This window comes from Campylobacter sp. CFSAN093249, from assembly GCF_011067895.1.
Taxonomy (GTDB): Bacteria; Campylobacterota; Campylobacteria; order Campylobacterales; family Campylobacteraceae; genus Campylobacter_D; species Campylobacter_D jejuni.
Genome location: NZ_JAAMWM010000005.1, coordinates 475,274 through 490,272 on the forward strand (window position 1 = coordinate 475,274; position 14,999 = coordinate 490,272).

Consider the following 14,999-nt stretch of genomic DNA (forward strand, 5'->3'; position numbering starts at 1 on the left):
TTCATCCTTTAAAATCAAAAAGCCTTTTGAAAACAAACAAAGGTTCAATCTTGTTTTCTTGCGATACATTAAAATCTAAATGTTCGTTTAAAAATTTTTGCACCTTGGCAAAAGGTGTAAAAACACTAATGCCTTGCGAGTCTATTAAAATTTTTAAAGCTCCAAAAACACTAAAATATAAGTAAATTTCTAAATATTTTGCTCTTTTACGCATTTGAAACAAGCAAGATTTATTTTCAAAGTTAAAAGGAATATGATAAATATTTTCAAAACTTGCAAAAAGCATTTCTTTTAATATCTGATAACGCTCTATATCTTTACAATCTAAAAGATTTTGTATAATGAATTTTTTATAAGAAATTTTATCCTCTAACATAGCGATTATCAAAGCCAATCCCTCTTCAAAAGGTTTAAAATTAGGACGCTTTGAAAGATGTTTAAATTGTATAACTCCACCATTTTGCATATAAAGTTCAGCTAAATATTCAGCACCAATTTCAAGCTCTATCATGCTTTTGGTTTGAATCTTTTTATGATTTAATAAAAGCGTATAATGTCCATAACCTGATTTAGCTAAAACTTTCATTTGTATAGGTAAGGTAGAATTAATCATACTCATAATTTTTCACACCATTTTACTAATTCAAATGCCAATTTTTCTTTGCTTTGCAAAGTGCTTTTATTTTCATTGTTTAAAGTGATAAAATAAAGCTCATTTTGATCGCTTCCAAAATAATTTTTTTGATCAATGATATTAAGACAAACCATATCAAGTTGCTTATCTTTTAAAGATTTTTTCGCATTTTCTAAGGCATTTTGAGAATCAAATTCCATCTTAAAACCTATCTTTTTGCCTTGAAATTTGCAAGTTTTAAGCAAATCTTCATTTAAAGATAGATGCAAATTTAAACCCTGCAAATGCTCATTTTTTTTAATTTTCCCTTTTACACTTTGAGGGATAAAATCACTCACCGCAGCCGTCATAATCAAAAAGTCATGATTTAAATTTTTATCCAAAAGCTCCTTTAGATCCTTAGAACTTTCAAATTTGCAAAGCTCATAAGGCGTATCAAATTCCACAGAGCTTAAAAGTTTTACCCTAGCTCCTAAAAAATAAAAAGCGTCAGCTATGGCCTTTGCCATTTTTCCACTTGAAAAATTACTCACACAACGCACATCATCGATCTTTTCTTTTGTGCCGCCACCTGTGATAACTACACTTTTATCGCACCAAAACTTTTCTTTTAAAAGCTCTCTTTTGGTGATATTAAAAATATCCTTAACTTCAGCTAAGGCTCCTACGCCTTCATCTTTACAAGCTAAAACTTTACAAATAGGCTCTATAATCAAAGCTTTATTTTCTTTAAGTATCTTTAAAGAATTTCGCGTGCTAAAATGATGAAACATATTTGTATTTGCCGCAGGAGCTATGATAAGAGGTTTATTTGCTGCGATTAAGGTTTGGATAAAAAGATTATCCGCTATACCAAAAGCAAGTTTATTGATAGAATTAACACTTGCAGGGGCAAACAAAACAAGGTCTACATCCTTGCTAAAAGCTATGTGATTGTTTGAATTTTGCCAACTTTCATTTTCCTCACATAAAACTTCATCAACCAAGGCTTCAAAACTCATTTTGCTAGCAAATTTTAACAAACCATTAGAAAGCAAAACTTTTGCCCTAAAGCCTTCTTTTTTAAACAAAGAAATAAGCTCATAAGATTTATAAAAAGCTATACTACCGCTAATGGCTAAAAGTATGGTTTTCATTTTTGAAATTTCTTATAATAATAATCTTTTATCATTTTATGCCCTGCTCTATTGATAAACAAAGCACCCTTTTCTACATTGACACTTACTGTGCTTCCTGCTGCTATGATCACTTCATCTTCGATTTTTACAGGTGCGATAAATTGCGTATCCGAACCTACAAAAACATTTTTTCCTATGATGGTTTTATGCTTTTTTACCCCATCATAATTACAAGTGATAGTCCCACAGCCTATATTGGTTCCACTATCTATCTCACAATCTCCTAAATAGCTCAAATGCCCTGCTTTTACGGTATTTAACTTTGCATTTTTGCATTCTACAAAATTTCCTATATGAGTGTTTTTTAACTCACAATTTCGACGCAAATGTGCCAAAGGCCCTACATCGCTATTTTCTACGATGGAATTTTCTATCACGCTTGAACTTTTAATGATAGAGTTTATAATCTTACTTTTGCCCTCTATCCTTACATTTTCATATACTTCACATTCACCTACAAATTCAACATCTGCACCTATAAAAGTGCTTTGCGGTAAATGAAAAATCACACCCTGTTGCATCCAGTATTTTTTAATTTTTTCTTGCATGAAATTTTCAGCTATACTGAGTTCAAATTTATCATTAATCCCCATAAATTCATCTTCATCTACAAAAACCGCTTTAATCATCACATCTTTTTCTTTTGCTAGTTTTACAATGTCGGTTAAATAATACTCTTTTGCCGCATTATTGTTATCAATCAAAGGTAAAAGCTCTTTTAAAAGCCTCGAGTCAATCACATAAACTCCAGCATTGCAAGTATTTATCTCTTTTTCTTGTGTATTTGCATCTTTAAATTCAACAATTTTTTCAACGCTATCGTTTTTTATCACCACTCTGCCATAACTTTTAGGATCTCTTGCTTTAAAAACTGCTAGATTTAATTTTGTATTATTACTCAACAAAGCTTCCAAACTTGTTTGCTCAACCAAAGGCATATCGCCATAAAGAATCAACACTCTTTCATTTTTAGGCTCAAACCCCCTTAAAGCTCCCGCAGTTCCTGGATAATTTTGCAAGTCTTGCTCTAAAATTTGTGTTTTTGGAAAATATTCTAAAATTTCTTTTTCAACGCGTTCTTTTTGATGCGATAAAACTACGCTTACATCATCACTTAAAGCAAAAGCCTTTTTTAAAATGTGTAAAATCATACTTTTTTGACAAAGCTCTTGCAAAACCTTTGGCTTTTGTGATTTCATTCTAGTGCCTAATCCTGCCGCTAAAATCAAAATAGAAGTTTTCATTTTTTACCTTTGTTATTAAGAAGTCTAAAAGACTATTTTAGCAGTTTAAAGTTAAAATCCTAATACCCTTAAACTAGTTTTTAGTCATCAAAAGATAAAATTTAAATTTCTTTAATAAAAAACAAAAAAAGGTTTTTAAATTTTGAAAAAAATATTATTATTTTTACTTTTAAGCATGAGCTTATTTGCTGCTGAAGCAACTATTCCTACAGTAAATTTAAGCTTAAGTGCACCCAATACACCTAATCAGCTTGTTACTACTTTAAATATAGTGATTGTTTTAACCATACTTGCGCTCGCTCCAAGTATAGTTTTTGTTATGACTTCTTTCTTGCGTCTTATTGTGGTATTTTCATTTTTGCGACAAGCTATGGGGACGCAAAGTATGCCACCTAACACTATTTTAGTAACCTTGGCTTTAATTTTAACTTTTTTTATCATGGAACCTGTAGCTACAAAATCCTATAATGAAGGTATAAAACCTTATTTAGCAGAAAAAATAGGCTATGAAGAGGCTTTTATAAAAGGAGCAAAGCCTTTTAAAGATTTTATGCTTAAAAATACTCGAGAAAAAGATTTAGCCCTTTTTTATCGCATACGCAATCTACCCAATCCCAAAACCATAGATGATGTTCCCCTTACGGTTTTAGTTCCTGCTTTTATGATTTCAGAGCTTAAAACCGCTTTTGAAATAGGGTTTTTAATCTACCTACCCTTTTTAGTCATAGATATGGTTGTAAGCTCAGTTTTAATGGCTATGGGTATGATGATGCTACCTCCTACTATGATCTCTTTACCTTTTAAACTCTTAATTTTTGTATTAGTGGATGGATGGAATTTGCTAGTGCAAAGGCTTGTGGAAAGCTTTGTAACCTAAGAAGGAAAATCCTTCTTAGAAAAAGAATTCTAAATTATTCTTTTTAAAAGTATCTTTAACATCTTTAAGATATTTCTCTCCTAAAGAATCAAAAAGCCCATCTTTTTTGCTTTCTGCAATAAATTCATCAAGCTCTTTTTTAAGTTCTGCATTGCCTTTTTGTACTGCTATACCCCAAAACTCAGGATTTTCTTGAAAAGGCGCTAAAATGGCTCTGGTTGTATCTTGATGTTTTTGCCAAGTCCGATAAATCGTAAGTTGATCATAAAAAAATCCATCAGCCTTGCCTTGAATCACTTCCAAAATAGCAGCATTTTCTTTATCAAATAAATTAATAGTTGCATTTTTTAAATTTTTAACCGCATATAAATGCCCTGTAGAACCACGCTTTAAAGCCAAAACTTTGCCCTTTTTATCTAAATCTTTGATATTTGTAATATCAGAGTTCGAAGGAGTTAAAATAGCCAAATTTGCCTTAGCATAAGGAATGCTAAAATCCACCACTTTCTTTCTCTCATCGGTAATTGTCATAGAGGACATAATAAGATCTATCTTGGCTGTTTTTAAAGCAGGTATTAAACCATCCCAAGCGATATTTTTTACTACAAGTTTATAGCCGTTTTTCTTTGCAAAAGCTTCTAAAAAATCCACGCTAATTCCACTTGCTTTGCCTGTTTTATCGCTCATTTCAAAAGGCGGATATCCAAGCTCCATTCCTACAACCAAATCTTTTGCACTCAAATTTAAAGCAAAAAAAGAGATAAAAATCAAAATAATTTTTTTCATAATTTCCTTTCAAAATTTTTTGTAAAAAAATTATACTAATTTTATCTTATTTTGTTATTAGCAATTTATTTCAAACTTAAAAAATTAATACTTCCTAAACCCTAGTTTGTCCTATAAGATTATTAAGTCTATCCATTATATTATTTACAAAAGAATTTATACTTTCATTACTTGCTTTCCAACCATTAGCTTTTGCTTGATGAAATTCTCTATCAAAAGAGATTCCACTGCCTACGTATACATTTTGCCATTTAACTCCTTTTTCCATTGCATAAATACCTGCATCAAGCCAGCCATCTTGTGCATAACCTTTTAACAAACTTGCAAAATCAACCTTACCTGTCATGATGTCATCTAGTGAAACATCGAAAGAAGGATTTGCTTTCATTTCTTGCTCAAGTTTTGCTTCACGAACTTTTGCTTCAGGACTAAAAACAACTTGATTTGGAGATGGAAAAGGCGGATAGGATTTTAAAAAACTCATAAATAAAGCTTCTTTAGAATAATTTCCATCTTCATTTTTTGGATAAACTGACATATCAGGATTGAAACCACCTTCTAGAGAAGTTTCTTCCATACTTTGAGGAGAAAAATCAAGTTTCATAAGGTTCATACCCAAATTCATAGTAGAATATTTAATCGCTTGTGCTTCGTGAAATTGTTCCGCATTAAATATATTTTTTACAATTTTTTCTTTGTTTTCATTACGACCATAATTTAGTCCTTTTGGTAATTGCTCTAAATCAGCTTCGCTAAAACTTGTTTTATCATTTGGAAATGCACTTATTACTTGATTAAAGCTATTATAATAGGATTTAACAATAGAAGCCATATCAAAACTATTATAATAATTACCACTAGTTTCATCAGCCATACCATGTTGATTAAATCTCTCTATCTCATCCAAAGTAGATTTATGTATCTTAAAATCTTCAGGTAATCCTGCGGCTTTGTTAAAATCACTTCCCATATAACCATCTTTATCTACACTATAACCATAGGCTGTATCAGTGCTTAAATCTGCTTGTTTATATTTTAGAGTATAAATAGAGTTTTTAAATTCACTTGATATATCATAATTAGGAGAACTTGTTTTAGTAGCATTATTAATACTAAGGTTAGTATTACTACTATTTAATATATTAGTAGAATTTGAATTATTGCTTAATGCATTGTTGTTACTTAATATTTCACTTCTTGCTAGAGTTTGTGAATTTTTACTTTCTATATCACTTAACTTGCTGGCATTTTGTTTTAAAAAAGCATTAGCAAAACTTATTTTAGAATTTTCTTTACTTTCTTTATTAGCTTTTGCTTGTGAAAGCATAGAACCATAGTTTGAGTTATCATTGATACTAAAGATACTCATATTAATTCCTTAATTTAGATTTTTCTGCCTTCAACCTAAATATATTAAAATAATATAAGCAAGATCTGTTCCGTTTTGGGGTGGAGTTATTTTTCTAAATAAATTTTTAAAGCCTTTTCATAGTCTTCTTTGGTATCAATCCCCATGCTTGTTGTTGAAATTTCAAGCATTTTGATTTTTTTACCATTTTCTATAGCTCTTAATTGCTCTAATTTTTCCGCTCTTTCAAGTGCAGAACTTAATAAAGAACAAAACTCTCTTAAAGCTTTTACACTATAAGCATAAATGCCTAAATGCCCTTTAAAACTTTCCTCGTAATTTTCTCTTTCATAAGGGATTTTAGCTCTTGAAAAATACAAAGCATATCCTTCTTTATCGCAAAGCACTTTAACCAAATTAGAATCCATAGCTTCTTCTTGAGTGATTTTTTTATAACAACTCGCCATAAAAGCTTTTTTATCCAAGCAAGAACTTGCAAATTCTTTAAATTTTAATAAATTTTCACATTCTATAAAAGGCTCATCAGCTTGGACATTGATAATAATCTCATCATCTTTTAAAGATAGTTTCTTACAAGCTTCATTAATCCTATCCGTACCGCTTTCATGATTTTTGCTTGTTAAAACTGCATTTAAACCATATTCTTTAGCGATACTTAAAACCTTTTCATCATCTAAAGCTATACAAACTTCATCCACACTACTTACCCTTCTTGCAGTAGCCACAAACATAGGCACTCCACCTACATCACATAAAATTTTCTCATGAAAACGACTTGATTTTAATCTTGCAGGGATAATAATCATTTTTGCATCCAATCTAAAATTTCTTTTTTTATATTTTTGGCTTCAAATACCTTTTCATCGCTATTTTTCAAGTCAAATAAAGCCAAAATTTCATCTTTAACTTGGACATTAAACTCTTTAGCTATAAATTTTAAATCTTCTTTTTCATTCTTAGAATCCCTATCGTATAAAGCTTTTATCATACTTGGAGTAAATTTTGTCCATTCTGCTGTAGAGGTAATAATGCTAGGTTTTAAAGGATCAAGCATTTTAAAACAAGTTGCGGTGTGCGGATCGATTAAAATCTTGCTTTGTTTGATAAATTGCATACATTCTTCATCGGTGCAAAAATCCGCCTCAAAATCTTCTTGTAAACTTTGCAATTCTTCTTTTTCAAGTTTAAAATATCTCTCATTTTTCAACAAATTCATCAGTTCTTTGGTTCTTTTATCTTTAAATTTCGCAAACAAAAGTCTTTCGATATTAGATGAAATAAGTATATCCATAGCTGGAGAAATAGTCTTCTTAAGACTTTTTTCACGCAAATCATAAACGCCATGATTAAAAAATTCACTCAAAATATTATTCACATTTGAAGCGATTTTGATTTTTGAAATTTTAGCTCCCATTTTTTTAGCATAAAAAGCTCCTAAAGCATTGCCAAAATTTCCACTTGGAACAATGATTTGTACTTCTTCTAAAAACTCATTAAAAAGTTTTAAACTCGCATAATAATGATAAATAATCTGAAATAAAATACGCCCAAAATTTACAGAATTCGCTGCGCAAAGCTCATAATTTAAAGCTTTAATTTTGTTTTGAAAATCTTTTGAAAAAAGCAATTCTTTTAAAGTGCGTTGCGCTGCGTCAAAATCCTCATCTATAGCAAAAACTTTCAAATTATCCTTATCTAAAGCTCGCATTTGCAACTCTTGAACTCCACTTGTGCCACCTTTTGGATACATACAAGCTACTTTAACATTTTTTGCATTTTCAAAGCTTTTTAGGGTTGCAGGTCCTGTATCGCCGCTCGTAGCACAAATAATTAAAATATTTTTATCCTTTGAAAATTCTCTTAAAAGCACGCCAAAAGGCTGTAAAGCCATATCTTTAAAAGCTCTTGTAGGCCCATGCCAAAGCTCGTTAATATAGGTTTTTTCAGAGATTTTTTGCAAAGAAATAGGTGTATTTTTATCATCAAAGCTTTCGTAACTTTTCAAAGCCTTTGTAAAAAGCTCTTCTTCGCCAAAACCAAAACTTTCTATAAGCTTTAAAGCAAAATCTTTATAAGACAAATTGGCATATTTTTCTCCTTCAAAAATAGGCAAATTTAAAGGCGAGTAAAGCCCTCCTTCTGGGGCGTTTGGGTTAATCAAAGCTTCCTTAAAACTTGATACATTATTTACATTTCTACTCTCGACTAATTTCATTGCTCAAACTCCTTGATATAAGTTTTTATTTTTTCCCTTAATGAATCTTTTAATTCTATATTTAATTCTATAATTTGACATTTAAAACCAAAATCTTTAACTTTAACAAAATCCTTAAAAGTAAGCATTAGTGTATCGCAATTATGTTTTTTTAGCAAATTTTCTAATTCTTCTTTTTTAAACTCATAATGATCTTTAAAAAAATAACAAGCCCTTGCTTTGATAAAATGCTCATACAATCTAAAAGGTTTAGCAATAGCAGTTGCCAAAACAGCCTTTGGATTTTCTTTTACAAAAGAATAACGCACAAAATCCCTGCCTTCTAATGCAATAAAATCAGCCCTTTTTTCATAAAATTTTGGCAAACGATAAGCTCCACTTGGTAAAGTAAAATCAAAATAAGGTTTGATTTTACTTTCAAGCAAAATATCAAATTTTTTAATATGAAATTTAGAAAAAGCATCATCGAGTACAACGATTTTAGCTCCCAATTCAAAGGCTTTTTCAATACCTTTTACTCTATCTTCACTCACAATCACACCTTTGATATTTTCTTCAAAAGCATACTCCATAGCTTCATCGCCACTTTGTGCTAAGGTGCATAAAATTTCATTTTGATTTTTAACAACAAACAAACCTTTAGACTTTCTTTTATAGCCCCTAAGTACTATAAAAACGCCATCAAATTCCCTTGCTATAGCTTTACAAAGCGGGGTTTTTCCATTACCTCCAAAACTTAAATTACCAACGCTAATAACAGGCTTTTTAAAAACTATTTTTTTACGAAAAAAAGTATTTAAAATCGCAAAAAAAGCATAAAGCACACTTAAAGGTAAAAGTATAAAAGCAAGGCATTTTTGCCAAAAATTGGGCTTAAAAAAATAATTATCAAGCCAAAGTTCATAATTTTTTTCTTCATTCATTGTTTAAATTTCCAAAATTTCAGGCATTTTTCCCTTAAAAGCATTTTTTTGCATGCGATTTTTTAACATAGCAATCAAAGAAGGATCAAGCGTTCTTAAAAGTTTTTCATCATTAGTTTCTAAAGCTTTTAAACCTTCATCGATTTTTGCATAAGAAAAACCTAAATCCGCCTCATCACTTTGATTTTCCCAAAGATCCGCACTTGGAGCTTTTTTGATGAAATTTTCATGCAAGTTAAGGTATTTTGCTAAGGCATAAATTTCACTTTTATAAAGCGATCCTATAGGATTAAAAGCACAAGCTAAATCCCCATAAATCGTACCATAACCTAAAAGCAATTCGCTTTTATTAGAAGTGCCTATGACTAAAGAATTTTTCAAAGCAGAATAATCATAAAGCAAACTCATTCTAATACGCGCTGCAAAATTTCCCAAAGATACTAGAGTGGTATTTTCACTTTGCTTTATAAAAGCATCTAAAATGCTTTGAATTTCTATGATTTTATATTCAAGATTTAAATCCGCACAAAGCCTTAAAGCATCTTCGAGATTGGCTTTGTTTGAAATTTGAGTTGGCATTAAAAGAGCAAAAACATTCTCTTTTAAAGCTCTTTTACAAAGCGTTGCTACCAAAGCAGAATCAATCCCGCCACTAAGCCCCAAAACCACACCTTGACTTTGAGAATTTTTCACTTTTTCTTGTATAAAATCACACATTTTTTCCGTAATCTTTTGCCAATCCATAAAGCTTGCCTTTTAAAAATTTAATGTATAATTATATTTATTTAAGGCAAATTTTTTATTAAAGAGGCAAAAAATGCAAATTATCAAACAAGCTTGTGGAGCTTATGAGACAAATTGTTATATTTTATTTGGTGAGCATGGAGAAATTATAATTGATCCTGGTTTTGATGCGCTAAATTTCATCAAAAAACATGTAAAAAATCCTTTAGCGATTTTAAACACTCACGGACATTACGATCATGTTTGGGATAATGAAAAAGTAAAACAAGCCTATCAAATCCCCATTTATATTCATAAAAATGATACTTTTATGCTTGAAGATCCTTTTAATCAAGGTTTTATGCCTAGCAAAGCGGATTATTTGATTGATGATGAAAATATCATTTCTATAGGCGGACTTGACTTTAAATTTCACTTTTTACCAGGACATACACCAGGTTGCACTATGATAGAAATTGTAGGTAAAAATATCATGTTTAGTGGAGATTTTTTATTTTATAGAAGCATAGGAAGATGGGATTTTCCTTATTCAGATGCAAATTTAATGAAACAAAGCTTAGAAAAAGTTATGACTTACAAAGAAGATTTTAAACTTTTGCCAGGACATGGACAAGAAACTACTTTAAAAGAAGAGCAAGTCCATCTACCCTCTTGGCTTAGATATTTTTAAGGTATATTAAAATGGAATTAGATCAAATTTTATTATATGCTTTTATTTTTTTAAATCTTTTTGCCCTTTTTGGTTTATTTTTGGGAAATAAAAAGAAAAATCAATTTAATGATAAAAAATTTTATAAAATCTGCCCATGTAAAAAAATGGCAGAAAATGGATCTTTAAGTACGATTTGTATTTATTCAGCTGTAGGAGGATTTTTTTACAGCGTATTATCTATAGGTTTTATAGGTTTTGGTAATTGGACTTTAAATTTTATTTTTTTACTTGCATTATTAAGTGTTTTTTTAGGGTGGAAATTAAAACTTGATTGAAAAATATTTTTAAGAAAAATCCATTGATTTTTCTTAATTTTTATTTAAAAGTTGTACCACCATCAACGATGAAAGTATGTCCTGTCACCCAACTTGCCTTACTTGAACAAAGAAAAAGACATGCTCCAGCCAAATCTTCAGGCTGCCCCATGCGATTTAAAGGGCTTAAATTTATAGTAGCCTGTTTTACTTCTTCATAATTTGTAAAAGCTCTTAAAGCATCAGTTTCAATAGGCCCACCACTTACGACATTTACACGGATATTTTTTTCTCCAAGTTCAGTAGCCGCATATCTTGCCATAGCTTCTACAGCGGCTTTTGCTGTACCATGACCTGAATAATTTTCTATATACACTAAATTTCCTGTAGATGAGATAGAAATAATGCTTCCACCCCCTACTTTTTCCATCCTTTTAGCTGCTTCTTGTGCGCCCACAACAAAAGCATTTACTGTGGCTGTAAAAATGTTATTAATTCCCTTTGGTTTTAACTTCATAAATTTAGTATAGCCACCTACAACCGCACGTCCTGAAATGATAGCATTTGAGATAAAATAATCCACTCTATCAAAATCCACATCAATTTTTTCAAAAAGTTCTTTATAGGTTTCAGGTTCTAAGATATTAAACTCATAAGCTCTAGCTTTGATTTTATAATTTTTCTCCAAATCTTGAACCATTTCATCAGCAATTTGCGCATTAGAATTATAAGTAAAAGCTATATTTGCACCCACTTTGGCAAATTCATAAACTATAGCTTTGCCTATCCCGCGAGTTCCACCGCTAATCACTAAAGTTTTTCCTTGAAATTCTGTATTCATTAAAATCCTTTGATCTTATATTTTTTCATCACTTCTTCAATTTTAGCAAAATTTTCCTTACTTGGAGAACAAAGAGGAAGTCTAAATTCCAAACTTTCTATCAATCCAGCTAAATACATAGCCGTTTTAATAGGAATAGGATTACTTTCGCAAAATAAAATTTTATTGATATTATAAAGCTCATCATTGATTTTTTTAGCTTCTTTATAATTTTCATCTAAAGCAAAATGAGTTAAAGCGCTAATCATATCGGGTAATAAATTTGAAGTTACTGAAATCACTCCCTTTCCACCATTTGAAAGTATAGGATAATTGATCGCATCTTCCCCTGAAATAAGCATCATTCTAGGTTCGTGTGCAAGCAAATCCACACACTTATCGATATTTCCACTCGCTTCTTTTACTCCATAAATATTTTCACAATCTCTAAAAAGCTTGATAATAGTATCCGTTGAAATTTCACAACCTGTTCTTCCTGGAACATTATATAAAAGCACAGGAATATCTACACTTTGCGCAATAGCCTTATAATGCTCGTAAAGTCCTTGTTGCGTAGGTTTATTATAATACGGTGCCACACTTAAAATCCCATCAGCACCATGCTCTTTAGCAAATTTAGCCAAACCCACTGCCTCATGAGTTGCATTACTTCCCGCACCTGCTAAAACCTTAACTTTAGTTCCTTTACAAGTCTCAACGGCTATTTCTATGCAAGTTCTATGTTCTTCATGGGTTAAAGTTGCACTTTCTCCTGTTGTTCCTACTGGAACTACTGCATCGATGCCATTTTCTATTTGCCTTTTAATCAATCTTGCATAACTTTGCTCATCAACTTTTCCATTTTTAAACGGTGTAATAAGGGCCGTCATTGCCCCAATAATAATATTTTTATCCATTTGAATCCTTTCTTAGAATTACCGTAGTTGAATTTTCTTGAATAAAATATTTTTTAGCACAAGAAATCAAATCTTTTAATTCCAAATTTTGTATATCTTTCTCATAATTTAACAAAGGATTGATATCTCCTCTTGCTAGATATGAACCATAAATATTTGCCACTGCACTAGCATTGTTAAGTGAGAAAATAAAATCGCTTTTGACATTATTTTTCACTCTTTGCAAATCTTTTTGAGAAATTTTACCCATTTTAAGCTTATCAATGATTTTTAAAAGCTCTTTTTCTACTTTTTCTGCATTAACATTGGGGTTACAATTACAAATAAAAATAAATAAATTTTCATCTATACAATCATTAACATAAGCATAATAATCATTGATTAAATTTAATTTATCAATCAAAATTTCACTCATTAAAGAACTTTTCCCACTTCCTAAAAGCTCGGATAAAGCATTTAAAGCAGGTATATCTTTGTGCTTGAAATTTGGAATTTTATAAGCAAGGGCTAATAGTTCAGTATCTGAGTTTTTATGCAAATATATTCTTTTTGCTCCATCTTGCTTAGGCTCTTTTGTGTGAATTTTAGGCATAGTCTTAGTATTTTTAATCTTTTCAAAATGTTTTTTTGAAAGCTCAAAAACTTCTTTACTTTCTATATCGCCACTTACAAGTAAAATCGCATTTTTAGGTTGATAGTAAATACTGTGAAATTCTTTAATATCTTCAATGCTCCAATTTTCTATATCCTTAAAAAAACCTATAGGAGTCCAATGATAAGGATGATACATAAATGCATGATTAAAAAGTCTAAAATAAAGATATCCCAAAGGATTATTATCTGTTCTCCATCTACGCTCTTCTAAAACCACTGCTCTTTCAGGCTGAAATTCTTCATCTTTTAAATTTAAATTCTCCATAAGTTCTGCAAAAAGTTCCAAAGCTTTATCTAAATTTTTCTTCGCACATTTAATATAATAATGAGTATAGTCAAAACCTGTGCTTGCATTATCCACACCACCAAAACCCTTAACAATCTCATCAAATTCGCCAGCTTTTAAATTTTTAGTACTTTTAAAATTTAAATGTTCTAGCATATGAGCTATGCCGCTTTTTCCCATGATCTCATTTCTTGAACCCACTTTATAAAAAATATCAACGCTAATCACATCGCTATTTTTATTTACAGGCAAAGCATAAACTTCAAGCTTGTTTTTTAATTGAATTTTTTCATAAGCAATCATTTTAAATTTACCCCAACAGCTTCGCTAATGTGTAAAAAACCATCTTTTCTTAAAAGCTCTATAAGATTTTGATTGATATTTTTTACCAAAGAAGGACCTTTAAAAATCAAAGCTGTATAAACTTGCACCAAATTAGCCCCATTTTTAATACGCTCATAAGCAATATCAGCACTATCAATCCCTCCGCTTGCAATAAGCAAGGTTTTGCCAAAAAGAATTTTAGCTACTTCTTTGAAAAAAATACCACTTTTTTCTGTAATCAACCTTCCACTAATACCACCAAAAGTACGATTATTATCTAGTAAGCTATAATCAACACTAGTATTGGCTAATATAAACCCATCTGCACCTTTTTTAATAGCATTTTCACATAAATTTAAAGCATCATCTATTTTCATATCAGGAGCAATTTTTATCAAAATAGGCTTAGAAGTAATTTTTTTGGCTTCTTCAAGCAAGGTATTTAAAAAATCATCATTTTGTAACTCTCTTAAATTTTTAGTATTAGGAGATGAGATATTAACGATAAAATAATCACATAAATCCTTAAAATCTCTAAACAAAGTAAAATAATCCTCCAAGGCTTTATCATTTGGAGTGATTTTATTTTTCCCTATATTTACTCCTAAGGGTAAAACAAAAGGATAAGTTTTTGCAAGCCTTAAAGCAATCTTTTCAGCACCTTCGTTGTTAAAACCCATAGCATTTTGTATACTTTCTTGTTTTACAAGTCTAAATAGGCGTGGCTTTTCATTGCCTTCTTGAGGTTTTGGAGTAAAAGTTCCCACTTCTAAAAAGCCAAATCCTAAAGCACTCAAAGGTCTTATCATAATAGCATTTTTATCAAAGCCTCCTGCTAAACCCACAGGGTTATTAAAATCAAGTCCAAGTAAATTTTGCCTTAAACTCTCATCATCAACTATATATTTATACGCTAAAAAACTTAAAGCCCCTGGAAAACTAGCACTTAAAGCCCTTAAGCTATATTCAACCAAAGCATGTGCATGCTCAGGGTTTAACTTAAAAAGTAAAGGTTTTATCATTTCATAAGCCATTTTTTAATCCTTTTTGAAATTCTAACTA

16 protein-coding genes are annotated in these 14,999 nt (G+C 30.5%); 3 read left to right on the forward strand and 13 right to left on the reverse strand.

The features are described from left to right. Position 1: 1 nt before the first annotated feature. The 3 genes from FBF10_RS06290 to glmU are packed head-to-tail and all read right to left on the reverse strand — an operon-like array spanning position 2 to position 3,056. The gene (locus tag FBF10_RS06290) at positions 2-619 is read right to left on the reverse strand and encodes a hypothetical protein (RefSeq protein ID WP_002888613.1); all 618 of its coding nucleotides are present in this window, start codon (positions 617-619) and stop codon (positions 2-4) included. Beyond that, on the reverse strand, positions 616-1,770 hold the full coding sequence (gene coaBC, locus FBF10_RS06295) for a bifunctional phosphopantothenoylcysteine decarboxylase/phosphopantothenate--cysteine ligase CoaBC (RefSeq protein ID WP_002888612.1): 1,155 nt from the start codon (positions 1,768-1,770) through the stop codon (positions 616-618). Before coaBC ends, FBF10_RS06290 begins: the two co-directional genes overlap by 4 nt. Continuing rightward, positions 1,767-3,056: a bifunctional UDP-N-acetylglucosamine diphosphorylase/glucosamine-1-phosphate N-acetyltransferase GlmU gene (gene glmU / locus FBF10_RS06300; RefSeq protein ID WP_165433906.1), complete on the reverse strand. Its 1,290-nt coding sequence runs from the start codon at positions 3,054-3,056 to the stop codon at positions 1,767-1,769. Before glmU ends, coaBC begins: the two co-directional genes overlap by 4 nt. Before the next feature lie 142 nt (positions 3,057-3,198). Between glmU and fliP the strand changes: the two genes are divergently transcribed. Further along, positions 3,199-3,933 (forward strand): flagellar type III secretion system pore protein FliP, encoded by a 735-nt coding sequence (fliP, locus tag FBF10_RS06305; protein WP_002852529.1) that lies wholly within the window; start codon positions 3,199-3,201, stop codon positions 3,931-3,933. A 15-nt stretch (positions 3,934-3,948) separates the two neighbouring features. Here the strand turns inward: fliP and FBF10_RS06310 are convergent, their stop codons facing one another. The 6 genes from FBF10_RS06310 to FBF10_RS06335 form a co-directional block, all read right to left on the reverse strand. Next, a complete protein-coding gene (locus FBF10_RS06310; RefSeq protein ID WP_002888610.1) occupies positions 3,949-4,719 on the reverse strand; it encodes a transporter substrate-binding domain-containing protein in 771 nt (256 codons plus the stop codon). A gap of 94 nt (positions 4,720-4,813) precedes the next feature. After that, complete coding sequence (locus FBF10_RS06315; RefSeq protein ID WP_052789844.1) at positions 4,814-6,088, reverse strand: hypothetical protein; 1,275 nt, start codon at positions 6,086-6,088, stop codon at positions 4,814-4,816. Between the two features lie 86 nt (positions 6,089-6,174). Next, positions 6,175-6,894: a 3-deoxy-manno-octulosonate cytidylyltransferase gene (gene kdsB / locus FBF10_RS06320; protein WP_002860776.1), complete on the reverse strand. Its 720-nt coding sequence runs from the start codon at positions 6,892-6,894 to the stop codon at positions 6,175-6,177. Beyond that, entirely contained in the window at positions 6,891-8,303 is a 1,413-nt protein-coding gene (gene thrC, locus FBF10_RS06325) for a threonine synthase (protein WP_002889129.1), read from the reverse strand. The genes kdsB and thrC overlap by 4 nt, the downstream gene beginning before the upstream one ends. Continuing rightward, positions 8,300-9,226, reverse strand: a complete 927-nt coding sequence (locus tag FBF10_RS06330; RefSeq protein WP_002860774.1) for a tetraacyldisaccharide 4'-kinase — start codon at positions 9,224-9,226, stop codon at positions 8,300-8,302. Before FBF10_RS06330 ends, thrC begins: the two co-directional genes overlap by 4 nt. Positions 9,227-9,229: 3 nt before the next feature. Continuing rightward, positions 9,230-9,970: an NAD+ synthase gene (locus FBF10_RS06335; protein WP_002857155.1), complete on the reverse strand. Its 741-nt coding sequence runs from the start codon at positions 9,968-9,970 to the stop codon at positions 9,230-9,232. A 73-nt stretch (positions 9,971-10,043) separates the two neighbouring features. Between FBF10_RS06335 and FBF10_RS06340 the strand changes: the two genes are divergently transcribed. Then, positions 10,044-10,640 (forward strand): MBL fold metallo-hydrolase, encoded by a 597-nt coding sequence (locus tag FBF10_RS06340; RefSeq protein ID WP_002873848.1) that lies wholly within the window; start codon positions 10,044-10,046, stop codon positions 10,638-10,640. 11 nt (positions 10,641-10,651) lie between these two features. Further along, the gene (locus tag FBF10_RS06345) at positions 10,652-10,957 is read left to right on the forward strand and encodes a hypothetical protein (RefSeq protein WP_002867958.1); all 306 of its coding nucleotides are present in this window, start codon (positions 10,652-10,654) and stop codon (positions 10,955-10,957) included. 40 nt (positions 10,958-10,997) lie between these two features. On the opposite strand, the gene FBF10_RS06350 is transcribed toward FBF10_RS06345, so the two are convergent. The 4 genes from FBF10_RS06350 to FBF10_RS06365 are packed head-to-tail and all read right to left on the reverse strand — an operon-like array spanning position 10,998 to position 14,971. Beyond that, positions 10,998-11,777, reverse strand: coding sequence for an enoyl-ACP reductase (locus tag FBF10_RS06350; RefSeq protein ID WP_002852476.1), 780 nt, complete (start codon positions 11,775-11,777; stop codon positions 10,998-11,000). Further along, positions 11,777-12,673: a 4-hydroxy-tetrahydrodipicolinate synthase gene (gene dapA, locus FBF10_RS06355; protein ID WP_002852574.1), complete on the reverse strand. Its 897-nt coding sequence runs from the start codon at positions 12,671-12,673 to the stop codon at positions 11,777-11,779. The genes FBF10_RS06350 and dapA overlap by 1 nt, the downstream gene beginning before the upstream one ends. Next, entirely contained in the window at positions 12,666-13,916 is a 1,251-nt protein-coding gene (locus tag FBF10_RS06360) for a pitrilysin family protein (RefSeq protein ID WP_002889128.1), read from the reverse strand. Before FBF10_RS06360 ends, dapA begins: the two co-directional genes overlap by 8 nt. Then, positions 13,913-14,971, reverse strand: a complete 1,059-nt coding sequence (locus tag FBF10_RS06365; protein WP_002889127.1) for a quinone-dependent dihydroorotate dehydrogenase — start codon at positions 14,969-14,971, stop codon at positions 13,913-13,915. Before FBF10_RS06365 ends, FBF10_RS06360 begins: the two co-directional genes overlap by 4 nt. Between the last annotated feature and the right edge of the window lie 28 nt (positions 14,972-14,999).